This window comes from Psychrobacter pacificensis, from assembly GCF_900101915.1.
In the GTDB taxonomy this organism is placed as follows: domain Bacteria; phylum Pseudomonadota; class Gammaproteobacteria; order Pseudomonadales; family Moraxellaceae; genus Psychrobacter; species Psychrobacter pacificensis.
In genome coordinates this window covers 152,096-176,446 of record NZ_FNAL01000005.1, presented here as the reverse complement: position 1 = coordinate 176,446, position 24,351 = coordinate 152,096, and the positions used below count along the sequence as shown (strand labels likewise).

At 46.4% G+C, this 24,351-nt stretch carries 21 protein-coding genes and 2 pseudogenes; 11 read left to right on the top strand and 12 right to left on the bottom strand.

The window, feature by feature from the left end:
* The first annotated feature begins 1 nt into the window (after position 1).
* The gene (locus BLR43_RS04815; protein ID WP_071001520.1) at positions 2-916 is read left to right on the top strand and encodes a LysR family transcriptional regulator; all 915 of its coding nucleotides are present in this window, start codon (positions 2-4) and stop codon (positions 914-916) included.
* A 145-nt stretch (positions 917-1,061) separates the two neighbouring features.
* On the opposite strand, the gene BLR43_RS04810 is transcribed toward BLR43_RS04815, so the two are convergent.
* The 6 genes from BLR43_RS04810 to BLR43_RS04785 form a co-directional block, all read right to left on the bottom strand.
* Positions 1,062-2,057 carry a hypothetical protein gene (locus BLR43_RS04810; RefSeq protein ID WP_227517170.1) on the bottom strand — a complete coding sequence of 332 codons (996 nt, stop codon included), beginning with the start codon at positions 2,055-2,057 and terminating at the stop codon, positions 1,062-1,064.
* Between the two features lie 198 nt (positions 2,058-2,255).
* Positions 2,256-2,735 carry an acyl-CoA thioesterase gene (locus BLR43_RS04805; protein ID WP_071001519.1) on the bottom strand — a complete coding sequence of 160 codons (480 nt, stop codon included), beginning with the start codon at positions 2,733-2,735 and terminating at the stop codon, positions 2,256-2,258.
* Positions 2,736-2,900: 165 nt separating this feature from the next.
* Positions 2,901-4,589 (bottom strand): fatty acid--CoA ligase, encoded by a 1,689-nt coding sequence (locus tag BLR43_RS04800; protein WP_071001518.1) that lies wholly within the window; start codon positions 4,587-4,589, stop codon positions 2,901-2,903.
* A 61-nt stretch (positions 4,590-4,650) separates the two neighbouring features.
* A complete protein-coding gene (locus tag BLR43_RS04795) occupies positions 4,651-5,853 on the bottom strand; it encodes a 3-oxoadipyl-CoA thiolase (protein WP_093069222.1) in 1,203 nt (400 codons plus the stop codon).
* A 66-nt stretch (positions 5,854-5,919) separates the two neighbouring features.
* The gene (locus BLR43_RS04790; RefSeq protein WP_093069221.1) at positions 5,920-7,506 is read right to left on the bottom strand and encodes a 3-hydroxyacyl-CoA dehydrogenase; all 1,587 of its coding nucleotides are present in this window, start codon (positions 7,504-7,506) and stop codon (positions 5,920-5,922) included.
* Between the two features lie 70 nt (positions 7,507-7,576).
* Positions 7,577-8,353 carry an enoyl-CoA hydratase gene (locus BLR43_RS04785; protein WP_093069220.1) on the bottom strand — a complete coding sequence of 259 codons (777 nt, stop codon included), beginning with the start codon at positions 8,351-8,353 and terminating at the stop codon, positions 7,577-7,579.
* Positions 8,354-8,737: 384 nt separating this feature from the next.
* Here BLR43_RS04785 and BLR43_RS04780 point away from each other — a divergent pair, with 384 nt between their 5' ends.
* The 6 genes and pseudogenes from BLR43_RS04780 to BLR43_RS13830 all read left to right on the top strand — a co-directional run.
* Positions 8,738-9,892: an acyl-CoA dehydrogenase family protein gene (locus tag BLR43_RS04780; RefSeq protein WP_058025401.1), complete on the top strand. Its 1,155-nt coding sequence runs from the start codon at positions 8,738-8,740 to the stop codon at positions 9,890-9,892.
* A 115-nt stretch (positions 9,893-10,007) separates the two neighbouring features.
* Positions 10,008-11,276, top strand: a complete 1,269-nt coding sequence (locus BLR43_RS04775; RefSeq protein ID WP_071001514.1) for an MFS transporter — start codon at positions 10,008-10,010, stop codon at positions 11,274-11,276.
* 279 nt (positions 11,277-11,555) lie between these two features.
* Entirely contained in the window at positions 11,556-12,401 is an 846-nt protein-coding gene (locus tag BLR43_RS04770) for an IclR family transcriptional regulator (RefSeq protein WP_093069219.1), read from the top strand.
* A 139-nt stretch (positions 12,402-12,540) separates the two neighbouring features.
* Positions 12,541-13,635: an NADH:flavin oxidoreductase/NADH oxidase gene (locus BLR43_RS04765; RefSeq protein WP_093069215.1), complete on the top strand. Its 1,095-nt coding sequence runs from the start codon at positions 12,541-12,543 to the stop codon at positions 13,633-13,635.
* 384 nt (positions 13,636-14,019) lie between these two features.
* Positions 14,020-14,238, top strand: a pseudogene (locus BLR43_RS13835) (transposase); the annotation flags it as partial.
* Between the two features lie 12 nt (positions 14,239-14,250).
* A pseudogene (locus BLR43_RS13830) lies at positions 14,251-14,445 on the top strand (IS3 family transposase); the annotation flags it as partial.
* A 115-nt stretch (positions 14,446-14,560) separates the two neighbouring features.
* On the opposite strand, the gene BLR43_RS04755 reads toward BLR43_RS13830, so the two are convergent.
* Both BLR43_RS04755 and BLR43_RS13585 read right to left on the bottom strand, forming a co-directional pair.
* Positions 14,561-15,208 carry a glutathione S-transferase gene (locus BLR43_RS04755; RefSeq protein ID WP_093069214.1) on the bottom strand — a complete coding sequence of 216 codons (648 nt, stop codon included), beginning with the start codon at positions 15,206-15,208 and terminating at the stop codon, positions 14,561-14,563.
* 38 nt (positions 15,209-15,246) lie between these two features.
* The gene (locus BLR43_RS13585) at positions 15,247-15,411 is read right to left on the bottom strand and encodes a hypothetical protein (RefSeq protein ID WP_166739205.1); all 165 of its coding nucleotides are present in this window, start codon (positions 15,409-15,411) and stop codon (positions 15,247-15,249) included.
* A gap of 379 nt (positions 15,412-15,790) precedes the next feature.
* On the opposite strand from BLR43_RS13585, the gene BLR43_RS04750 reads away from it, so the two are divergent.
* From BLR43_RS04750 to BLR43_RS04735, 4 genes are all read left to right on the top strand, one after another.
* Positions 15,791-16,642 (top strand): thermostable hemolysin, encoded by an 852-nt coding sequence (locus tag BLR43_RS04750; protein WP_093069207.1) that lies wholly within the window; start codon positions 15,791-15,793, stop codon positions 16,640-16,642.
* A gap of 56 nt (positions 16,643-16,698) precedes the next feature.
* Positions 16,699-18,321, top strand: a complete 1,623-nt coding sequence (locus BLR43_RS04745; RefSeq protein ID WP_093069206.1) for an AMP-binding protein — start codon at positions 16,699-16,701, stop codon at positions 18,319-18,321.
* 39 nt (positions 18,322-18,360) lie between these two features.
* Entirely contained in the window at positions 18,361-19,344 is a 984-nt protein-coding gene (locus tag BLR43_RS04740; RefSeq protein ID WP_227674302.1) for a TauD/TfdA family dioxygenase, read from the top strand.
* Positions 19,345-19,421: 77 nt separating this feature from the next.
* The gene (locus BLR43_RS04735; RefSeq protein ID WP_093069205.1) at positions 19,422-20,273 is read left to right on the top strand and encodes an SDR family oxidoreductase; all 852 of its coding nucleotides are present in this window, start codon (positions 19,422-19,424) and stop codon (positions 20,271-20,273) included.
* 38 nt (positions 20,274-20,311) lie between these two features.
* Here the strand turns inward: BLR43_RS04735 and BLR43_RS04730 are convergent, their stop codons facing one another.
* From BLR43_RS04730 to BLR43_RS04715, 4 genes are all read right to left on the bottom strand, one after another.
* Entirely contained in the window at positions 20,312-21,010 is a 699-nt protein-coding gene (locus BLR43_RS04730) for a VIT1/CCC1 transporter family protein (RefSeq protein ID WP_071001507.1), read from the bottom strand.
* A 78-nt stretch (positions 21,011-21,088) separates the two neighbouring features.
* Entirely contained in the window at positions 21,089-22,573 is a 1,485-nt protein-coding gene (locus BLR43_RS04725) for an ATP-binding protein (RefSeq protein WP_071001506.1), read from the bottom strand.
* Positions 22,574-22,633: 60 nt separating this feature from the next.
* Positions 22,634-23,305: a response regulator gene (locus tag BLR43_RS04720; protein WP_071001505.1), complete on the bottom strand. Its 672-nt coding sequence runs from the start codon at positions 23,303-23,305 to the stop codon at positions 22,634-22,636.
* A 37-nt stretch (positions 23,306-23,342) separates the two neighbouring features.
* Positions 23,343-23,945 (bottom strand): cytochrome b/b6 domain-containing protein, encoded by a 603-nt coding sequence (locus BLR43_RS04715; protein WP_083328806.1) that lies wholly within the window; start codon positions 23,943-23,945, stop codon positions 23,343-23,345.
* Between the last annotated feature and the right edge of the window lie 406 nt (positions 23,946-24,351).

Genomic DNA, 24,351 nt, shown 5'->3' with positions numbered 1-24,351 from the left:
AATGGATAGAATTGATGCGATGCGGGCGTTTGTATCAGTGGTGATTGAGGGCAGTTTTAGCAATGCCGCTACAGCCATGCAACTGTCGCCGCAGTTGGTGAGCAAATATGTGTCAAAGCTAGAAGAGCGACTGGATATACGCTTACTGAACCGCACGACCCGTAAAGTCAGTCTGACGGAGGCAGGTACTCACTATTTCGAGCATGCACAGCAAGTGTTACTCAGTATCGATGATATGGAGTCCAAATTAGGTGGGTTTCAGCAGAACCCAAAAGGCACATTGAGAATAAGCGCGCCTGTGTCCTTTGCCCTCAAACATATGGCAAAATTGGTGACGGATTTTCAGACACGTTATCCTTCGGTCAATGTCGATTTGCAGCTCAACGACCGCAAAGTAGATATCGTTGAAGAAGGATTTGATGTGGCGCTGCGCATCGGTCAGCTCAAAAGCTCGTCACTGATTGCTAAGCAAGTTGCGCCTGTCCGCGTCATCTTGTGTGCTTCCCCTGCCTATCTAGAGAAATATGGCGTGCCCAGCAAACCTGAAGACCTAAAAAACCATCGGTATTTGCATTACAGTTATATGGAAAAATACGGCAAAGAAGATATTTATCAGTGGCTAGATGCGACCAATCAGCTAAGCCCAGAGCTGAGCAGTAATAACGGAGATTTGCTTGTCAATGCGGCAGTGGCTGGCGCTGGAATAGCATTACAGCCCACGTTTATTGCAAGCGAAGCACTGAGTAAAGGGAAGCTTATGATGGTGTTACCTGATTATGAACCCGAGACATTGGGGTTGTATGCGGTGTACGCCCATCGAAAGCTGTTGCCGCACAAAATCAGATGTTTTATCGATTTTATCGAAGGGTATTACGGTTCACCGCCCTATTGGGATGAATCGATACAACACTTGTAGATAACTATTAGCGACCCTCACCAAAACACCCCATGCATTGATAAATGTCTAGGGTGTTGTTTAATGCGCTTGGTAGCATGACAAGTCTATCGTGAGCTATATTATAAATATCATTAAAAATAGCACCCCTCTCAATTCATCACTCTCAAAACTCGTATTTGGCCATTATTTCAATTTGCTGACCTGCTGGCATCCATGGAAAGGTCGTCGCACTTTGCTCTCGCCACTCAATCCCCAAGTCTAAATCTGGCAGATACTCATAGATAAGGTTGGCGCTTTTGACATTGGCAGAGGTATTTGCCGCGTCATCGACATTGACCTCACCATAACGCAAGTTGCCACGCAGTTTTTGAGAGAACTGATGCTTATAACCAACACTATAACCTGTCTGAGAGATCAGTTTGCCATCTTCAGCGTCACAATCGGCACCGCCATTCATAATAAGCGGCCCGCCCACACATATGGCAGAATAAGCACCCATGCCTTTACCATTGAACACACTACCATGGAGCGAATGCTCTCCCAAAGCCAGCTTGCCTGCTAAAGACACGCCGACGCCCACATCCGAGTCCTCTCCGTTCTCAGCCTCACGCGCCGTGACAGCGACATTATAGTCGAGATTGGCTATCTTATCTTTGTAGCTGACCACCATGTCAGGCAGGCTGGCATCGTCATACACGGGGTCTTGAGCGGTAAAACGCAGCCCCTTGTAAGTGTAATGCACCGTCAAATCTGGACGAATGTATGAGCCGCCACCGGAGGCTGTGCCGATACCTGTTCCCCAAAAATCAAGCTGCTCGGTGGAGAGGGGTGCAACGGCCAAAAATTGACCGTTCCACGTTTTACCCACTGTCAGATCATCCACTTGCACATAAGCATGGCGCAAGCGCAGGTTGGATCCGCCCTTGGCATAATCCCCATAAAAATCGCCTTCAATAAAACCTGTGAGCTTTTTATCCTCCACAGACTTGGTCGTCTTCATATTAATACGTGACTGGCGTAAGTTTCCTTTAAATTCTGAATCTCCCTCATCAGGCGAATTAAATGCCCCTTCTGCTTTGATATAACCCCCGATACTCAATGTTGTATCGCCCGTTGTCACAATATCGATCGCTTGCGCAGATGCGCAGGTTGCTACCATAGCCAATCCTATAGATAGCCTTTTTGTATAAAGCATCATTCCTCTCTTCCCTGTTATATGTTGATATCCTTATCAATGCCAATGGCGATTACGCGCTCTTTACTTCATAACCATGAATGCGTTTTTTATAAATTGCCTCCTACCTATTACCTGCTGTCTCATCAAAGAGTCAGTAACGAATTGATGTTCTATTGGGTGTTATGCTTCTTGGTCGATACTCTCTAATGCTGCAATGGCTTCTTTTTGCGTCTCATCGATTGGCTTTTTTTGTCCGCTCAATTTATCGAGATAGACCAAAACCGACTCACCGATTGCAACGACTTTTTTTAGTGCGGTACTATAATAGGTGTATTCGTGCACCAGACTTGAGTTGCCGATTTTTTTGACCTTGACGCCGATCCACAACGTATCAGGATAAGCAACTGGAGTAAGGTATCGACATGACGAGGCCGCCATCACCGAAAACGTTTTTTCATTAAATAAACCAAGCCGCCTGTTGTAGTAAATACGAGCATTTTGAGAGTATTCGTAATAGACCACATTGTTGACATGACCAAAGGTATCCATATCACCCCATTCCACTTGTTGAGGGTAGATCACCGTAAAGTCGTGTAATGGATGACTGTCATCACTGGTGACAGCTTCTTGTATTTCTGGAAATGTAGGAACCGCTTCCATAGCTTGTCTCTTTTTATTAGGTAGGTTTTGTTATATAGATGATGCGTGTGACTCAGGGTACTCATGACACACACCTCCTCCATCCCTAGCATTTATGCAGATACTAGGGTTTATATACGTCTTTTCTGTTAGTAAACTCGCTGTGATGGTGACAGGTCTATTTGGCTAGATGAGGTTTTCTGAATACATCGAGCGCATGCGTTTTTTATCGAGTTTACCGACGCTGGTTTTTGGCATCTCGGATAAGAACCTCACTTCACTTGGGACGCCATATTTTGGCAAATGACCTCTCTCAACCGCTTGATGACCCAGTGCCAAAATATCTGTCGACGTTGTATCGGCATAGTCTGGTTTTAGCACGACCAATGCAAGAGGGCGCTCGCCCCAGCGCGTATCTGGGACACCAATTACCGCGATATCAGCAACGCTTGGGTGAAAGGATAGAATCGTCTCAACCTCAAGCGAGGACACCCATTCGCCACCAGACTTGATAACGTCTTTTAGTCTATCGGTGATGCTCAGCGTACCATCGGCGCTTATGCAGGCAATGTCTTGCGTATGCATCCAGCCGCCTTTCCATAACGCATTGCCTGCATCGGGATTTTTAAAGTAGCTTTGCGTTAGCCACGGCGCTCGTATCACAAGCTCGCCTGTCGACTCACCATCCATCGGTTGGGGTTGACCATTTTCGTCCCAAATTTCCATCGATACCAGCATGATGGGCGAGCCTGACAGACAGCGATAATTGAGATTGTCCTCTAGGGTCATTGACTCGGTTTTGTCATCGAATACCGCTCGAGACAGCACAGGGCAGGACTCTGACATCCCAAACCCTGACATAAACTCAATACCGCACTCGATAGCGGCTTTAGCTAAGCCCTCATTGAGCTTTGAGCCCCCTAGCAGTAGTTTGAGATTCTCAAACTTACGACCGCGCGCGGCCATTTCTTTGAGGAGCATCTGCAATATGGCGGGGACGCCATGCGATAGCGTGACTTTATGCTGCTCAATCAAATCGACAAGCTTTGGAGCTAGATAGCGCCCCGGATATACTTGGTTTAGCCCTATCATTGTTGCGCCATATGGCCAGCACCACGCATGAACATGGAATAAAGGCGTCATTGGCATATAGACATCGTCGTAGCGCGCGCCTTGACCTTCGGCATTGAGCGCTGATGCCAAAGTGCTTGCCATCGTCTGTAGTACGATCTGGCGATGGGTAAAGAAAACTCCTTTTGGATCGCCTGTCGTCCCACTGGTATAAAAGGTGGTCGCGATGGTGTTTTCATCAAAATCTGGGAAGTCAAACTCGTCACTAGCAGCTGCTAATAGCGCCTCATATTCACCGTCAACATAGTCAGGCAGCTCAGCTTTCTCACTACTTGCATTGTCATCCTCTGCATCGTCTGCCCAGATGACATGCTCAATAGACGGTGCATCGTCACGATAATCTTTGATCATCGGCGCAAATTCAGCATTTAACAGCAGTGCTTTGGGTGCAGCATGGTTGACGGTGTACAGCACTTTATCTTCAGATAAGCGCACATTGACCGTTTGTAAAATCATGCCCGACATCGGCACGGCAAAGTATGCCTCAAGGTAACGATGACTGTCCCAATCCATGACCGCGACCACATCACCTGCCTGCAAACCCATGTTTTTTAAGACATTGGCCAAGCGATTGATACGCTTAAAAAACTCAGCATAAGTATAAGTCACTTTGTCCGCATAGCTAATGGTTTGGTTGGTGGAAGCGATTTTGGCACGGTTGAGTAGCTGCTTAATAATTAACGGAAACCCATACGCTTCTTCGGCCTGATGGTAGTTGTCGTGTTCGTTGAGTATGGTGGTCATAGTGTCATCCTTGATAATAAACTGTTCTTGATAATCAGTAATGTGGCGCGTGCTTTTAATATCAGACGCGCTCTATCACCATGGCAAGCCCTTGCCCGATGCCAATGCATAGGCTAACCACTGCATATTTACCGCCCGTACGCTGTAATTCTCGAGCGGTACTCAAAGCGATTCGTGCACCAGATGCGCCCAGTGGATGCCCGACCGCGATGGCGCCGCCATTAGGATTGACGCGCTTATCATCAAAATCAATATCCAACCCTTTTAGACAACCCAGTACCTGTGAGGCAAAGGCTTCATTGATCTCAATGACAGACATGTCATCAAGGGTTAAATTTGCACGCTTTAATGCCAGCTTAATCGCTTCAACAGGACCCACGCCCATGATGTTAGGCTCAACCCCCATCGCACCTGATGATAAGATTTTGGCAATGGGCTTAAAGCCTAGCTTCTCTTCTGCTTGTTTTGAGCCGATGATAAGCGCAGCTGCGCCGTCATTGATACCGGAGGCATTACCTGCCGTAACTATGCCATTTTCATTTAAGGGTTTAAGCTTTTGTAGCGCTGCAATATCGGAGCTGGCACGAGGATGCTCATCATCGGTAACGACTTTTTCGGGCAACTTTTTACCTTGTGGGACGGTGATAGGCGTTATCTCATCGTCAAAGAATCCTGCTTGTTTGGCAGCTTGGTATTTGGCTTGTGATGCGGCGGCAAACTTATCGGCTTCCTCGCGCGTAATGCCATATTTATGAGCAACATTGTCACCCGTCTGCGGCATGGTATCGTTACCGAACTGCTCAATAATCTTTGGGTTAGGAAAACGGCTACCGATGGTCGTATCAAATACTTTAAAGTCACGGCTAAACGGCTTTTCTGTCTTGGCAAAGACAAAAGGCGCACGCGTCATCGACTCGACCCCACCCGCCAAAATAATATCCCCTTCATGACACGTAATACTGCGAGCAGCATCGACCACAGTAGACAGACCTGACGCACATAGACGATTGACGGTCTGACCTGGCGTGGTGACATCCAGCCCTGCCAATAAAGCGGCGTTACGAGCGATGTTACGAGAGTCCTCGCCCGCTTGGTTAGCACTGCCTAGCAGCACTTCATCAAACACATCGCTCGACAATTGATGTTTTTCGACCAGCGCTTTTATCACGGTGGCGACCAGATCATCAGGACGCACCGTTGCCAATGCACCGACATAGCGGCCAAAAGGGCTTCTTAATCCATCATAAATATAGGCATCTAACATAACGCTTCCTTGTTGTATTTTTTCACTTTAAATAAATGGTTTTATAAGGATATTTTGTTGTTTGTACTAATAAATGGCCTGCTGAGTGAACAATGACACATCCAGCTTGGCGCGGCGCTGTAACCAAGAGCTTGGGCGATAGCGTGGATCGCCTGTGAGCGCGTAGATACGCTCTAAAATGAGCAGGACACGCGAGGCACCAAGATGATCGCCCCAAGAGATCGGACCATACGGATACCCCAGCCCAAGCTTGACGGCATTATCGATATCCTCTGGCGTGGCAATCTTTTGCATGGCGATGTCACAGCCAAGATTGATCACCATCGCGACCACACGCTGTGCCACAAAACCTGTACTTTCGGCAATCAGCGTGGCACTGCTCGCCTCCTGCGCATCTGCTTCACGACTATCTGAGCCTTTATTACCTGTGCTACTGCCAAATAACGCATAAGCTTGCGCCACGAATCGTTCTTGCGTGACGATGCTTGGCATCAACGTACGATGCTTTGTAAGTTCGGTGAGCATATCAATCGCAACCGCTTGCTTGGGATCAACCTGATAACGAATCGCAGCATTGGTCGTATCTTCGCCATAGATGGCGAGTAGCACCAAACTATCAGGGTGTGGTGTGTCGTTGTCATCGATAGTGACGTCATGAGCATTTAAGTAATCAATCAGCTGCGTTTTATCTTCTGCCAAATCAGCGCCAATCCAAACTGAGCTAATAGTGGCATCAGCTATAAGCGCCGCCGCCTTAGACGATTGATTCTGAGCGCTATCTACAGAAATCTTTTGACCTTTTTCGTATTGATAAAAACCGCCGCCAACTTTACGGCCGAGCTTTTTGCCTACCAGCATTTGACGAGTTAATGGATGCGGGCGATAGCGCGCTTCATGATAAAACTGGTCGTAAATTGACTCCATCACGGGGTGTGACACATCAATGCCCGTCAGATCTAACAGCTCAAACGGCCCCATGCGAAAGCCGGCGCCCTCTCGTAAAATGCGGTCTATTTGCTCAAAACTTGCGACGCCTTCACCCAGTATTTTTAACGCTTCGGTGCCATAGGCTCTGCCACCATGGTTGACGATGAAACCCGGTGTGTCTTTTGCGACCACGCCCAGATGTCCCATCCGCTTGGCCAAATCAGTGAGCGCGTCAATAACTGATTGCTGAGTAGAAAGGCCCGGAATAATTTCTACAATTTTCATCAGTGCTACGGGGTTAAAGAAATGAAACCCTGCCACGCGCTCTGGATATTCACAGTCAGCAGCAATTGCCGTGACTGATAATGAGGAGGTGTTGGTCGCCAAAATAGTATCGGCGGTAACCACACTTTCTAACTGGGCAAAAAGCTGTTTTTTGATGTCTAGATTTTCGATAATGGCTTCAACCACTATCTCAGCGGTCGCGATTTGGCTTAACTCTTGAACGATGGTTAAACGGCTTAACATAGCCTGTAGCTCGTCATCGCTGAATTTGCCTTTAGCGGTGAGCTTTTCGAGCATGGCTTGCAAGGAGTGTCGTCCTTGCTCAGCTGCGCCTGCTTTGGCGTCATATAAAAGGACTTGGATACCAGCTTGGGCAGCAATTTGGGCAATACCCATACCCATAATACCAGTGCCAACAATGGCAAGTGTATTCACGGTCATAATGTTTCTCTACATAGTTTGCGATAAGAGTTGGTCGGCGTGGACAAAAGAGATAAGCGGCATCTGCCCCTTAATAGCCTTGATAGTCGGCTGAGCGCTTTTCCAAAAAAGCTTTGGCGCCTTCTTTTTGGTCATGCGTATCAAACAGAATTTGAAAGGCTTTACGCTCCAGTGCTAACGCGCCTTCTAAAGGCATATCAGCACCCAGCGTTGCCACCTCCTTGATTTGCGCTAAGGCAATAGGAGAGTACTTTGATAGCTGCTCGGCAATCTCGATGGCACGCATAATGGCAGCCTCATCGTCGACGACTTCAGAGACCAGCCCCATTGTGTCCGCCTCATCAGCACTGATCATATCGCCCGTCAGTACCATCTTCATGGCTTTGTGTTTGCCAATGGCACGAAACAAACGCTGCGTGCCTCCTGCTCCTGGCATGAGTCCTATTTTGATCTCGGGCTGCCCAAATTTGGCAGATTTGCCAGCGATGATGATGTCAGCATGCATGGCCAGCTCACAGCCACCGCCAAGTGCGTAACCATTGACAGCCGCGATGATGGGCTTGCGGCAATGAGTGATGGCATCCCAATAGCGCTCGCTACGACGCAAATACATATCTGCTGTGCCAGTCGTCAAAAAATCATTGATGTCGGCACCAGCGGCAAACACCTTATCACCACCCGTCAGCACGATCGCCTTGGTGTGTGGATCATCATTTAACTGAATGAACAAATCTGCCATTTGTTGGCGTAGCTCACTGTTTAGTGCATTGCGCACTTTGGGTCGATTGAGCGTGATGACACTCACGCCCTCTTTTGGTTTTTCACAAATAATGAGTTGCTCTTCCATGATCCACTCCTTAAACCTCATTCCGATATAAAGTACAAATACATAATAAAGTACAAAAACATATTAAAACGATTATTTTGAAATAAAAATATCGCTATGCGGTATTTAATATCAATATATACTGTTTATTTTGGTTTGTGAAGGGCAAAAATTGGTTAAATGAGAAAAATTATAGAGAATAATTATCATATTTATAATAAAAATACCGCAATGCGGTTTTTTAAACCAAAACTATTGTAATTTACTTATTCATCGATTATGCTAATCATCCAAGGACGTCACATGACTAACATCGTCAAAAAGCCGTTATGACTATCAGGTTAAAAACCATTATGACTATCAGTCATCAATCAAACAGGCATTTATCCAACAAGGAAGACTCATATGATTAGAGATAAAGAAACCCTCGACCATATCACTCATACCATCCGCAACTTCGTTAATGACCAACTCGTTCCTCTGGAGCACTGGGTGGCAGAAAACGATCGCCTACCAGAAGAGATCATCGAGCAGATGCGCGAGCTTGGGCTATTTGGGCTGACCATTCCTGAAGAGTACGGTGGTCTTGGTGTCACGATGGAAGAAGAAGTGACCTTGGCATTTGAGCTGGGACGTACCTCCCCCGCGTTTCGCTCACTGATTGGCACCAATAACGGTATTGGCTCCTCTGGTCTTGTGATTGATGGGACAGAAGCGCAAAAGCAGAAGTATCTGCCTCGCCTCGCCAGTGGGGAGATCATTGGTTCATTTTGCTTGACCGAGCCTGACTCAGGCTCAGATGCGGCCTCACTAAAGACAACCGCTGTTAGAGATGGTGATACTTATATCATCAACGGTACCAAGCGCTATATCACCAACGCCCCGCAAGCGGGTATATTCACTGTCATGGCACGTACTGACCCACAAAACAAACGCGCTGGCGGCATTTCGGCATTTATTGTGGAGAGTGACACACCGGGTATTACTTTGGGCAAAATTGACAAAAAAATGGGCCAAAAAGGCGCGCATACCTGCGATGTCATCTTTGACAACTGTGTCGTACCAGCCGATGCGCTCATTGGCGGTGTCGAGGGTGTTGGGTTCAAAACGGCGATGAAAGTTCTTGATAAAGGGCGCTTGCACATTGCAGCCGCCAGTACTGGCGCCGCCACTCGCATGCTAAATGATGCATTACATTATGCCGTCGAGCGTAAGCAATTTGGGCAGCCTATTGCCAGTTTTCAGCTCATTCAAGGCATGCTCGCTGACTCAAAAGCAGAGATTTATGCCGCCAAATCCATGGTACTAGATGCGGCGCGTCTACGTGATGAAGGCAAAGATGTCGTGACCGAATCCTCATGCGCCAAAATGTTTGCCACCGAGATGTGTGGCCGCGTGGCGGATAGAGCCGTACAGATCCATGGCGGCGCAGGCTATATCGCAGATTATGGTATTGAGCGTTTTTATCGTGATGTGCGTCTCTATCGTCTGTATGAAGGTACGACCCAAATTCAGCAAGTTATCATTGCCCGCAACATGATCAAAGAAGCCAGCGAGTAATATATCTCGCAGGCGTACTCACCAAAACACAAGGCGGTATTTGCTAGGATGCTGATGCCGTTCCCTTCTTTTTATAACTCAGACTTTGATTCTCACAACGATAAGGATATACATTGTGAAAAGTGTCGCTATAACGTCAGACCCAAGCGCAAGCGCGGTCCAAAAACAGCCTTGGAAGCTGGCCTTTGTTTTTTGTTTTTTGGTATTGCTATGTGATGGCGCTGACATCGGTATTCTTGCTTTTACCCTCTCTAGTCTCAAGCAAGAATTTGGATTGACCAATGTACAAGCTGGCGCGCTGGGCAGCTGGTCATTGTTTGGCATGGCTATTGGCGGGGTTTTTGGTGGCTGGGCCTGTGACCGCTTCGGACGGGTACGCGTGATCGTTCTGGCGACTGGGATGTTTTCTATCCTGTCTGGTTTTAGTGGGCTTGTGCAGAGCTATGAGCAGTTTGTGGCACTAAGATTTATTGCTTGCTTAGGGCTTGGCAGCTTATATATCGCCACCAACACGTTGATGTCTGAGATGGTGCCGACGAAGCATCGAACCACGGTACTTGCCGCGCTCATGACAGGGTTTACGCTCGGATCTTTGGTGATTACCAGCGTTTCAGCATGGATCATCCCTAGCTATGGCTGGCGCACTTTATATCTATTGACGTTTTTGCCACTGCTGCTAGCCATTTCCATGTACTTCTTAGTACCTGAGCCACAATCCTGGAAAGAGGCGCGTGCGCGCAAATTAAGCGGCGAAAAGGACACAACCAAAAAAGCGGAAAACCCATACAAAGCTATCTTTGAAAATCCCAAGCATCGCATCATGTTTATATTGTGGTCGATGAGCTCAGGGTTGTTACTGTTCGGGTATTTTGGGGTAAGCAACTGGTTGCCGTCTTATTTAGAGACCGAGCTTGGAATTAAGTTTAAAGAGATGGCGCTATATATGGCGGGCACTTACTTGACCATGATGTTTGCCAAAGTAGTGGCAGGATTTATGGCAGATAAAATCGGCCGCAAGATCGTCTTTGCCTTTGGTACCATGGGTACTGCACTGTTTATCCCTATTTTGGTATACACGCACACCCCAGAGAACATTGGCTGGTTAATGATTACCTTTGGTTTTTTATATGGGATTCCTTATGCTATCAATGCTACCTATCTGACCGAGAGCTTCCCAACAGCTATTCGAGGGACAGCCATTGGCGGTGCCTTTAATATCGGACGACTTGGTTCTGTGATTGCCCCTGTTGCTATTGGCTATATGGCCATGCATAACTCCATCGGTGCAGGTCTGCTGCTGATGGCAGGTGCTTACTTCTTATGTGGTCTGATCCCAACTTTGTTTATCAAAGAAAAGCAGTATGATCCACAAGAGGCCTCATAAAATCTTTTATAATGCCGTTGACTCCCTATATTACGACCGTTCATACCGCATAGCGAAACAATCTCCCATATCATGCTATGCTGAGAATATAAATGTACGGTAATATAGTATAATGAACAAGATAAACTGCCTTTGGTATGTGACTGTGAGTCAGTGATAAAGCCTATAATGAGTATTTGCTAAACACTTGTTCTATAGAGCAATACTGGCTCACGGTGACGCTAGGTAGTGATAATTTTACTATGCTTGTATGGACTGAATTGGGATAATAGACCGCCTATGACGAACGACACCTTTGCCAATGACGACCCTAATAATGAGATGCATATGGAGTTGTTAGAACCCATTGCAGAGATGCAGGGCAAAAACGACAGACAATTTGTCACCGCGTTGGCTCGTGGTCTTGAGCTACTGCGCTGTTTTACCCCGAAGCGACCTTATCTGGGCAATCAAGAGCTGAGTCAACTGACAGGGATTCCTAAGGGTACCATCACTCGCCTCACCTATACCCTGGTCAAATTAGGCTATCTCAAACAGTCTACTACGAGCAGTAAGTATCAGCTCTCAACCGGCGTACTTGGGTTTGGCTATACCATGATGACCAACATCTCCATCAATAACCTCGCGACCCCTTATATGGAAGAGCTGGCAGATTATGCCAATAGTGCGGTGGCCATGGCGACTCGCGATCGGTTGATGATGGTCTATCTCAATGTGGTACAGGGCGCTGGTAGCACGACCATGCAGCGCAATATCGGCTCATATCTCCCCATTCATTTAAGCTCAATGGGACGCGCTTGCCTCGCCAGCATGCCGCCTGCTGAGCAAGAATTTATCCTAAATGCGATTCGCAATAAGTACAAGGATGATTGGCTAAAGATCAGACGAGGGCTGGACAAAGCCTTTCAAGATTATGAAGATTACGGCTATTGTTTTTCTATCAGTGAATGGCAAAAGGATGTCAATGCGGTTGCCATTGCGCTGATGCACCCGACGGAAGGTTTGCTCACGTTTAACTGCGGCGCGCCAAGTTTTATCCTGAGTCGCACCAAATTAGAAGAAGACATCGCCCCTCGCCTGCTGCATATGAAAAACATGATTGAGAGTAATCTATATATCAGCTAGCCTCACTTAAATGTACCCTATAAAAAAAACCATTCATCCCCATCATGTATTCAAGCGCTAATTATATAAACCATTTATATCGATTTTTCCTGTTATTTTCCATGCCTTTAAGCAAAGCGCGTTTTTTTAAGGATTTATTATGAGCCAGCTTTTTTCGCCTTTACAACTTGGGCAACTTACATTAGATAACCGTATTATCATCGCTCCTATGTGCCAGTACTCTGCCAATGACGGCGCGGCAAGCGATTGGCATACGATTCATATCGGTCAGATGAGTTTGAGCGGTGCAGGGCTACTTATTTTAGAAGCGACGGCGGTCAACCCGCAAGGACGCATCAGCTATGCTGATTTGGGATTATGGGATGACAGGACGCAAGCGGCACTGGATAAAACGCTCACTGCTGTCAGACAGTACAGCCCAATGCCGATAGGCATCCAGTTGGCCCATGCTGGGCGTAAAGCGTCAACCAAAAAACCATGGGACGGCGACGGCTCGATTGCCCCTGATGAGGTAAATGGCTGGCAAACGGTGGCACCATCAGCGCTTGCGTATGACGAAAACTCTACTGTACCCACAGCAATGGATCAAAATGACATTGATACATTCATCAGTGATTTTGTGAATGCAGCAAAACGCGCAGATACGCTGGGGCTTGACTTAATTGAGCTGCATGGTGCGCACGGCTATCTATTGCATCAGTTTTTATCGCCGCTTTCTAACAAGCGTGATGATCAATACGGCGGCAGTCTTGAAAACAGAATGCGCTTGTTACTTGACGTGTTTACAGCGGTTCGGGCTGAGTTTTCAAGTGACAAGCCAGTGGGCGTGCGGGTTTCTGCAACCGATTGGGTCGAAGGCGGCTGGGACCTTACCCAAACGATTGAGCTGGCTAAAGCCTTAGAAGCATTAGGCTGTGATTATATCCATGTGAGCACCGCAGGACTGAGCCCAGAGCAGCAAATCCCTGTAAAGGCGAGCTATCAAGTACCTTTTGCCGCAGCCGTAAAAGAAGCGGTCAATATACCCGTCATTGCCGTGGGCCTAATCACCGAGGCCGAGCAGGCAGAAAGCATCATCACCGAGCAGCAAGCGGACGCGGTTGCCTTGGCACGCGGTATCCTCTATGACCCGCACTGGCCGTGGCACGCGGCGGCCGAGCTTGGCGCAACCGTCAAAGCGCCCAAACAGTACCTACGCTCAAGCCCGCACGGTAAGCCGTCTCCTATAGAATAAGTGTAATCGAACTACGAACATAGACTGAAGACAACATTACTTGCTTCAGTCTATGCATTCACTCACTTTAATTCAAACTAAAGTAATTATGGCTTACAAGTTAGATAGTCATCAGTGTATTCAACTTGGCAAGTGGTAGTGATATCAACGCTGCCATAATTTACCGGCTGAAGTGTAGCGCAGGGAGGTCAACTTACGGTCTTGTTAGGCCTGCTAAATGTTCCATAAGCGGAATTACCTCATTGTAAATACCCCATTCTTAACACAACATCATCGTAGAATAATTAAGCCACCTGCCTGTACTCAGCAGGTGTCATTGTAGTGGCATAATGAAATAGGACAGTAGATAAGAGGTTATACTATCACCAAAACTGGAGAGAAGATATGACCACCAAACGCGGACGCTACAGCCAAGAATTTAAGCTAGAAGCCATTAAACTGGTTGAAGATCAAGGCAGGAAGATACCAGAAGTAGCCAACTCATTAGGTATCGGCAAAACCACCTTAGAGAATTGGGTATATAAATACCGTAAAGAACAGCAAGGTGTCATGCCATCAGAAGGCAAAGCCCTAACGCCTGAATTACGGCGTATACAAGAGCTTGAAAAACATGTGAGGTTCTTTAGAAGCTTTAAGACAGAGTGGATGCCAAAAAACGGCTATGACAATATTGATGAGGCTTGGCAGGCAGTAAATGATTATATTTGGGGCTATTATCAAAGTGTAAGACCACACAGCTTTAATGAGTATTTAACACCGAGCAAGAAAGAGAGACTTTATTTCAACAAAAACCTCTTAAGTACTGTCTAAAAATATTTGACCACTACAAGTATACAATGTGTATTCTCCTACGTTCTTTCAAATCTATACTTTACCTACCACTCACCACTCATGTGATCATATAAATAACTTCAAATACTAGATATTAACAAGGAAAAATCACCACCTCATCGCCTTCTTGCCATGGTTCAAACTTAGTCATAACTTGCAAAAATAACGGATGCGCAAGCCAATCTTGTAACCACTGCTGCAATTTAGGGTATGGCAAACCATAAAACACCTCACGATCAACATGCGCAAATTGACGAACAAACGGCATGATACCAATATCCGCTGTGGTCACACTGTCTCCTAATAGATAGACATTTTTTGTCAATAGCGTCTCCAATACCTGCAAAAACACCTCGCCGCGCTGTCGATACTCGCTCTGCGTCATCTCAGGATACCGATCTGCATATTTGTATCGATCTAGCCAATATTTAAACTCATTGTCATTTTGTGCAATCAATTCATTTGCTTGCGGTAATGTATTTTTATCCAGTAATCCGTGTGGGTCATTCTGCGCAAGTGCCCACATCATAATCTCGTCACTTTCTTCAATGACGGTCCCATCCGCCAACTGTAAAACGGGTACTGTCCCTTTTGGGCTAATCGCTAGCATTTGCTCTGGTTTATTCTTCAGCGTAACCTCCCGCAGCGCTACAGACTGCTCGGCAAATAAAAGACCGAGACGGGCACGCATGGCATAGGGACAGCGGCGAAAAGAATACAAGCGGTGAAGCAGTAAAGTCATAGTTGTCTTCCACAATTGAATAAAAACTAAATAGCATATCAATAAGAACCAGTAGGCTCAAACACACTGATATGGTTTTTATTAGGGAGTAGGTAAATATTATTAGGCGCGATGAGATTCACACCGATTTCACTCTCGATGTTGACGGCGTTTGCAGCACCTAAATTCTTGTTTGACTGATAAATAAACACCAAAAAACTCAAAATATAATCACAGTCAAAGTTATTATAATGGCAACTTATTGTTGGCTAAAAACCATTGACACCTATTGTAAATATCATTTTTTTGAATTTATACTGGACTATTTTCTATAGTATAAGGACTGATACATGCAGTTTTTGAGGATGATAAGTCAGCAGTTGAGTCGGTTTACGGCTTTAGGACTAATCATGTCCGTGATTACTGCACATGAATGGAGGTTAAATACTGGGCTAAATACTCGTTTCTAACTATATCGACTGCTAACTAACTATATCGCCTGTTAAAGACGATACTATCTTAAGGTTCAGTTAAGGTTGCTCCTTTATGATGCTTTCATGATGTTAATCGTGCTAAAAGCTTTTAACCATTTGGAGACAGCTGATGTCATTATCTATTGATAGCACTCATACCTTACAGAATGTTCTAAATACGACCTTTTATATTGAAGCGGTTAAGCCAATGTCAATATTGGAAGTGCAAGGCATACCCTCCTCCCTCTATATTCGTGCCAGTACACAAATGCCAATAGCGACATCGCCTGCTTCCTATGCCCAAAACCAAGATGCCCAGGCATTTATCAAACGCATATATGCGTATATCCATCACGCCCGATTAAGCTACTTTATGCCCATTTTGTTTTCAGGTTTTGCCGATATGTCATCCTATGGCGATTGGTTATCCACTGATGATAATGCGTTACCTACATTTAAAGGGACGAGCGTTGCTATCGGTCTAAAGCCTATCTGTGAAGATAAGATATTTTTAGAGCAGTATCTGAACACGCCGATACAACATGAGATCAGCAGAGTGGCAGGCGAGCCAGTCAGTCGCCAGCGCATTTTTGAGATTGGCAATTTGGCATCAGGTTGTGCGGGTAGCGCGCGGCTTATGATAGCATTTTTGGTGTTTTATTTATCCACCCCCACCCTGAATTCTACGACTCATGAACACCAAACCAAAGCAGACTGGGTCGTGTGTACTGGCACCGATGCGGTACGGCATATATTGGCACATATGGGCATTCGCAGTCATGTCATTGCCAAGGCCACGGCAGAAGCGCTAGAAGACCCTGAGCAAGTATCCTCATGGGGCCATTACTATCAGCATAATCCCTTGGTCGTCGCTATCAATGTGGCCGATGCTAAGCGGGTATGCGCCCCACATTATCGCTATACCGAAACGTTAGAGATGAATGCTACCACGCGTTTGACGCTAAATAAGATAGCCGTTTAATACGCATGCATTAGCCAACCAATAACACTGCACCACCACAAGACAGTGAGAATAACATGACCCCCATTTATACCGCGATATGTCAGCATGCCCGCCAAACTCCCAAGCAGGTGGCGATACAAACGATAGCTGACCATAACACGACCAGCCTAACTTATGATCAGCTACAACGCACGCTATCCGCGCTTCATCAAACATTAGAAACATGGCAAGGCAAGCGTGTCGCCTTATATGCGCATAACGATATAGATTGGATCATACTCGATTTGGCATTGAGTACCGTCGGCGCGGTTGTTGTGCCCATCCCCTTATTTTTTAGTGCCGCGCAAATTGCGCACTTACTACAAGATGCGCAGATAGAGATGGTATACGTTGCCGCTGGTTTACAACTGCCAACCATAGACAATACGGATAATTGGATAATTGCTGATACACCAGAGACAAAAGCCATCAAGTCTGAGCAGGCGACTCATATCACAGGCCGTTTTTATCAACTTGCTGGCACCATCACTGACCATACCTTCACCGCTCAAAACTCCTCTACTGCCAGCGATTTTTGCAAAGTGACTTACACCTCAGGCAGTACGGGCATGCCAAAAGGCGTGTGTTTGGGTCAAGAGACATTGATGCGTATTGTCGAGTCGTTATCGGGTGCGCTCGCTGATACCTTGACAGATGATGCTAACGCGCCAAAAGTGAGCAATGCCACAAGCAATTTTAGTCATTTAAGCGTCTTGCCTTTTGCCACTTTATTAGAAAACGTGGCAGGTATTTACGTGAGTCTATATATGGGGCGCACCTTAGTGACGGGGCGTATTGATCAATTTGGTTTGTTATCCAATCAAGCATTTGATGCCAAGCGCTTGATGACAACGGTACAAACATACGATATCGCCAGCGTTATTTTATTACCGCAAATGCTAAAAGCCATTTGTGAGCACATGGCAGACAAGGGAGCAACCAAATCCAGCGCCAATGCTGCTGTGCCATCATTAAAGTTTATGGCAGTCGGCGGCGGCAAAGTCTCCCCTCAATTACTACAAGACGCCAGTGCCTTAAGCTTGCCTGTTTATGAAGGCTATGGTTTGTCTGAATGCGGCTCGGTAGTCAGTCTCAATACGCCAAAAGCAAAGCGCGAAGGCAGTGTGGGCAAACCTATGCCTCACGCCTCGGTCAGCATCGCAGATAGTGGCGAAGTAATGGTAAAGGGCAATGCGATGCAAGGCTACTTAAACCATGACAATAGTAAGGATGACAATGGCATCATTGCCACAGGGGATATCGGTCATTTAGATGACGACGGCTATTTATACATCACGGGTCGACGCAAAAACGTGCTCATCAGTAGTTTTGGCCGTAATATCTCGCCTGAATGGGTAGAAGCGCAGCTCTCAACGCAGCCCATTATTTATCAGGTCGCGGTACTCGGAGATAATGAGCCGCATTTGTCTGCGGTGATAGTCGCCAACCCCAACATGGTCGCAACGAGCAATGATCCACAATCTGCGATTGCGCAAGCGATAGATGTCGTTAACCAAACCTTGCCTGACTATGCGCGTATCCAACAGTGGCATCTCGCCGAGCACCCTTTTAGTACGGACAATGAATTATTGACTGATAACGGCAAACTGCGACGCGCGCACATTTTTACCGCTTATCAATCGGCACTCGGCTTATAACAGACGCTTTTACCAGCAGTGCAACAATAGGACCATATTATGCAAACCACTCTTATGCCAAATGATTTGATAGAAAACGACCTGATACAAAGCAACTTGATAAAAAGCGACGTTATCGAACTTGACACTTTTAAGGCACCAACCTCCCACGCGTCTGCTAGCGTATCCCTGCCTAAAACCGCTGATATTTTAATGCAGTTGCAAACCCATGGTTGGACGTTACTTCGAGGCTATCACTACGATGTAGAGACGTTTAGCCAGTTGATGAGTCAACTTTGTCAAACCTTGACCTACGATCCCGCCCGCCAAAACATCACTTCTGAAGCGCAAAAAGTGGATGCAGGCACGCATGCTATTGGACTACATATCGAAAATGGCAATACGCCGATGCCGCCTGACGTCATTGCTTTTTTTAGTGAATTGAGCGCCAAAAAAGGCTCACAAACAACGATATGTGATGGGCATGCAGTGTATCAAGCGCTATCACCTGAGCTAAAAGCCACCTTTAGTCAGCCGATGCGTATCAGTCGCTATTTGCCTCAGGCTATTTGGCAAAATTATGTGGCGACTGCGACCGGCAGAGCAGACGCCGATCAAATAAGCTTGGATGATTTAGAGACATTTATCACGGCGACGACGAGCAAGACGTTAACGCATCACGTAGAACCTCAGACAGACGGCGGCGTTCGGTACGTATTACAGATACCTGCAATTCGAGAAGACAACGTAAGCGGTCAACTGGCCTTTGCAAATACCTTACTTGGGCCCTCATTTAACTATGAAAAACCTGAGTTCACCCTAGCAAACGGTCAACACGTTGATGATGCGCTCCTAGATGAGCTGACTCAGCTTTGTGAAAAATACACTCAAGACATTGCGTGGCAAAATGGCGATGTGGTGATACTCGACAACAAACGCATCATGCATGGTCGTCGACAAATTGATGTGCCTTTAACAGAGCGTAAGCTGTATATTGCGATGGGGCTTGGCATTAGGCATGGCATGAATCACTCAAACGATTAGCAACAGCACATCTCACCACAATCCGCGCTTCAATAGTCCGTGCTCTAACAATCAATGTTCAACAAGGATGCGATATCATGACACCAGCTAATGGCCAATCAGACCTAGTACAAGCTACGCTCAATTACACCATGCTAATCGGTGCCACGGGTGGTATCGGGCAGGAGATCGCACGGCAATTATGTGCCAATAATCAGCCTGTCATTTTGGTCGGGCGTAACAACCAAACCTTGACTCATTTGGTAGATGAGTTGACCAAAGACTATCCTGATATCCCACTTGTGTCTCATACGTGTGATTTAAGCTCGCAGACATCGCAATCGCTACTGGTAGAGGGACTGGGTGAAATGACACAAGGCCATAGAAACGTCATTGATACAGTCATACTCAACGCAGGTATCAATGATTTTGCTTTGCTCACGGATCAAAATGATGACACGATTGAACAGATGATGCTCGTCAATGTGGCGTATCCACTACAGCTTATAAAAAGACTGCTACCTATCTTGATAGCGCAGCCTAGCCCGAGCCAAATTATCAGCGTTGGCTCAACCTTTGGCAGTATTGGCTATCCAGGTTTTAGTGCTTATAGCGCAAGCAAGTTTGCCTTACGCGGTGCAAGTGAAGCGTTAGGCCGCGAGTATGCCGACACCTCAGTGACGTTTCGCTATTTTGCGCCCAGAGCCACCAAGACCACCATGAATAACGATGCCGTCGTCGCTATGAACGAGGCATTGAAAGTAAAAATGGACTCGCCTGAGACCGTCGCAAAGGCACTGATTCACTTTATATCAACCAAACAAGCGCATCAGCATTTGGGGTTTCCCGAACGTTTTTTTGCATGGCTCAATCGATTGTTTCCCAACATCGTTGGCAACGCCATTGTCAAAGACCTGCCCACCATCAAACAGTATGCTAGAAAATCATGATAATCAGTTAGGCAATCGTGGAGTGAGTGAGTTTGCCTTTAAATTGCCACACCAAATAAGCGACCAATTAACGAGGTTGCCACCATGGCAAGCACGCCCCAAACCACGATTCTGGTAGTCGCAGGGATCACAGGTGCACCGCCTAGACGAGCAGAGATGATCCCAAGTAGCATCAAACCCAATATTGTCAAAGATGACAATGACCAAACCAGTGTTTCCGCTGGTAACAGTAATATCCCAATAATGGGTAGTATCGCCCCCGCTATAAATGATAGTCCTGAAGCCACTGAGGCATGAATGGGCTTTGCTTCGCTAATATCCGTCAGGCCAATCTCATCACGGGCATGGGCTTCTAACGCATTGTGCTCAGTCAAGCTCACGGCCACTTGATGCGCCAAATCATGCTCAAGTCCACGCGCCTCATAAATTTTGGTGAGCTCAAGCAGCTCACGCTCAGCATTGTGCCTCAGCTCATGTCGCTCTTTATCGAGATCCGCCTTTTCGGTATCCGCCTGTGATGAGACCGAGATATACTCGCCAGCCGCCATTGATAATGCACCTGCGGTCAGCGCCGCCATACCTGTCAGCAGCAATGTCTGACTGCTTGTACTGGCAGCAGCCACCCCAACCAATAGACTGGCGGTCGAAATCAACCCATCGTTCGCCCCCAGCACTGCTGCCCTCAACCAATGATTGCGATTGCTCAAATGTGCTTCGTCATGAATAGAATGATGCATAAAATCCTCAAAAGGTAGAAACGCGAATGGGTATGCCCTAGTGTAACTGATACAGACTAATACAGTATGCTTTATGTCTTATAACGGTTTTGAGAGTGCGTTCTTACTGCTGACCGTTACGATAAAGCCTGTTTCTGGTTGAGGGCGGTTGGCAAATGCTAAGGTAAGATTGTGCAGATCGGCAATTCGATTGGCAATTGATAGCCCCAGCCCACTACCTATTTGGGTTTGACCGGCTGGACGATAGAAGCGCTCGCTTAGCCGCGCTAGCTGCTCTGGGTCGACGCCCAAGCCATTATCCACCACTTTGATACTATCAGTATCCAACTGCAGTTCAATCTGGCAGCCCTCTGGGCAATAACGAATGGCATTGTCTAATAGGTTACGGATTAATAGTTTAAACAACACTGGATTAATAAGAATGGGTAAAATATCGGCAGAATTGTCACAGTGTACGGTACGTTTTAATTGGATGTGTTTTTCACGCGCTAAGCGGTTGACGTCGCTCAGCACAGTATCGGTGAGCATCAGCCAGTCTGGACGTTCTAATTGCTCAAAAGGCAACTGCTGTTGCGGCTCTATTTTGGCTAACACCAATAACTGATCGACCAAATGGGTGGCGCGCTCAATACCATCGCTGATTTTTTGCGTGTGATAAAACAGTTGACTGTCGTTTTCTATACCAGACAGCTGTAATAGCTGCTGCTGCAAAAGATCGGCTTGTAGTTTGAGCGCAGCCAGTGGGCTACGCAGCTCATGAGAGGCATCAGCGGTAAAGCGCTGCTCCCGTGCTAGAGTGTCTGCCACTTTCACAAACAACACGTTTAACGCGGTCACTAAAGGCTGAATCTCTTGTGGGACGTCCGCTGTAATCGGACGATCGTCTTGCGGCTTGCGCTGTTCTACCTCAGAACTAATCTGACTTAATGGCATCAGTCCGTGTCGTATCAATCCGATAGTCAAGATCATTAAGGAAAGCAGCCCAATTAACATCGGCAGTACTTGCACAGACATCGCTTCAACAATCATTTCTCTACGAGAGGCAAGGCTTTGACCAATGGCAATCACACGCTCCTCACCCATATCATCGCTACGATAGTCATCATGCGCATAAAACAACCGCCAGCGTTTACTAAAAGGGTTTAGACGCTGATAAATAGCGTTGTCCTCTTCTACAAAACCGCGCTGATTGGGCAAAAAAGAAAACGACTGTCCGTTCTCGTCAGCCGCTAAGAGATTCCCCTCTTTATCCCAAATAGCAAAACCCATGTAATCGTCTTCTGCATCACCCAGATCACCTGACAGCGCCTTACTTTTTAAATTATATATTTTGGCGACGGGTTTTCCATTGTGCTCTGTCTCGTTATTATTGTCGCGGTCACTTTGCTCATCGTCATTGGCGGATATGCCCATCAAGTAACGAACCACTTGGGTGATTTGTGTGTCATTCATCTCATTGATTTCGTGCCACAACCGCCAAGCAATAAAGCTCGATGTGATAAGCCACAGCAAAGGCAGACCAATGAGTAAGGAGATGAACAGTCGCTGCTGGATACTTTTCATAAGCTCATAGGTTGCTCATATATGGTTTGTATATTGAAAGCCAAATTGAATATAAACATATTAATGATTATGGGCTGGATTGAGATAGTAGCCGATGCCACGTTTGGTTAAAATAAAGTCATTGCCCAGCTTTTTGCGTAAATGATGGATATGTACTTCAATGGCATTGCTCTCAATATCCTGTTGCCAGCCGTAGAGCTTGTCCTCTAAGCTTGCGCGGCTGTGAATCTGTTTGGGATGGGTCAGCATTTGCTCGAGTATCGCCACTTCTTTGATGGTGAGCTCAACGACTTGGCCTTGATAAGAGACTCGGTGATTGTGCGGCCAATAAGCGACGTCACCATAACGAATCTCAGGCTGGCTACGTCCTTGACTGCGCCGTATCAAGGCTTGCAGGCGGGCAACCACTTCGTCTAGTGCAAATGGCTTGACCAGATAATCATCGGCGCCCGCATTGAGTCCAGCCACGCGGTTGGCAATCGCGTCACGAGCCGTAATGATCAATACCGGCGTATCTAGCTGTTTGTAGCGCCAATTTTGTAGCACCGTCATGCCATCCCCTCTTGGCAAAGTCAAATCAAGTAGCACCGCGTCAAACATACCCTCTTGCAGTGCCATCTCACCTTGCTTGGCATCACTAAACCAATCGACCATCATACCATGGCTTTTGAGCCCAACGACCAAACCTTCAGCGATATTGCTATCGTCTTCTATTAATAGTATGCGTGCCATGACTGTCCTATTACGTTATGTACTCTATTGTCTTTTTTTATTGTGGGCGACGCGGCGTCACCGTTTTATTACCCGTTATCATCGACTTGATCAGGTTTTGCCGCTCCCAATAGCTCATGGCAATCGCAGAGATAATATGCAGCGGCACCAGTAAGTATAAACTATTGGCCAGTATCTCATGAACTTCTTCAAGGACATCTTTACTGGCAAAAATATTGGCTTCCATCAGATAGCCACTAATACCCAAGCCAATAATCACCGCCCATAACGCAAACATCATGATGGCAGCCAATGGATTATGACCCAAATGCTGCTCGTCTGTGTGGCGAATACTCAAATCAGATAAATGGCGTTTGATACGAGATGGCGTGGGGAAAAAGTCACTGAAACGTGCATAACGTGTCCCCACAAATCCCCAAAGTAGACGGACAACCACTAGCCCCACCCCGATATAACCGACATATTGATGCAGCTCACTACCTTCTTCGGTAAACAGCAAATTGGCAGTGATACCAGCCGCGACGGCCCAGTGAGTCACTCTGACCAACATATCCCAAACTCGTACTTGTCGAGTTTTAGGAGTATTTGATAAAGACATATCAGGCTCGTGCGCCGGATTGCTTGTGCTATGTTGGGTCATGACCGTCACTCCTTTAATGGTTCGTTTGTTTTTGACGACGTGATTGCTAAACATCGAATCTAGGCGAGATACCGCTAGTAGACTCGCCATCACATCGTCTGCTCTACCGCTATTACAACAAACAAACCTTAAGAGGAGCTTAGGAAACTAAGAATTCGAACTTTAAAGTAGTGAATAATCTACCTGACATTTATAGATAATTAAAAGTAGGGCGTGTTGAACATTCGCAAATAGGCACTGCTGATCGCTAAAATTGTTCCAGACAAGGCACAAAGCGACGATAATGCAGATGCCTTACATTTCAAAATAAGGAATTGAGCAGGCAAGACCACTATTGGCAATATAAATAATACATTTAGAATTTTAACCTGAAAATATATTTAGCATTAGTTCCGCAATAATATTG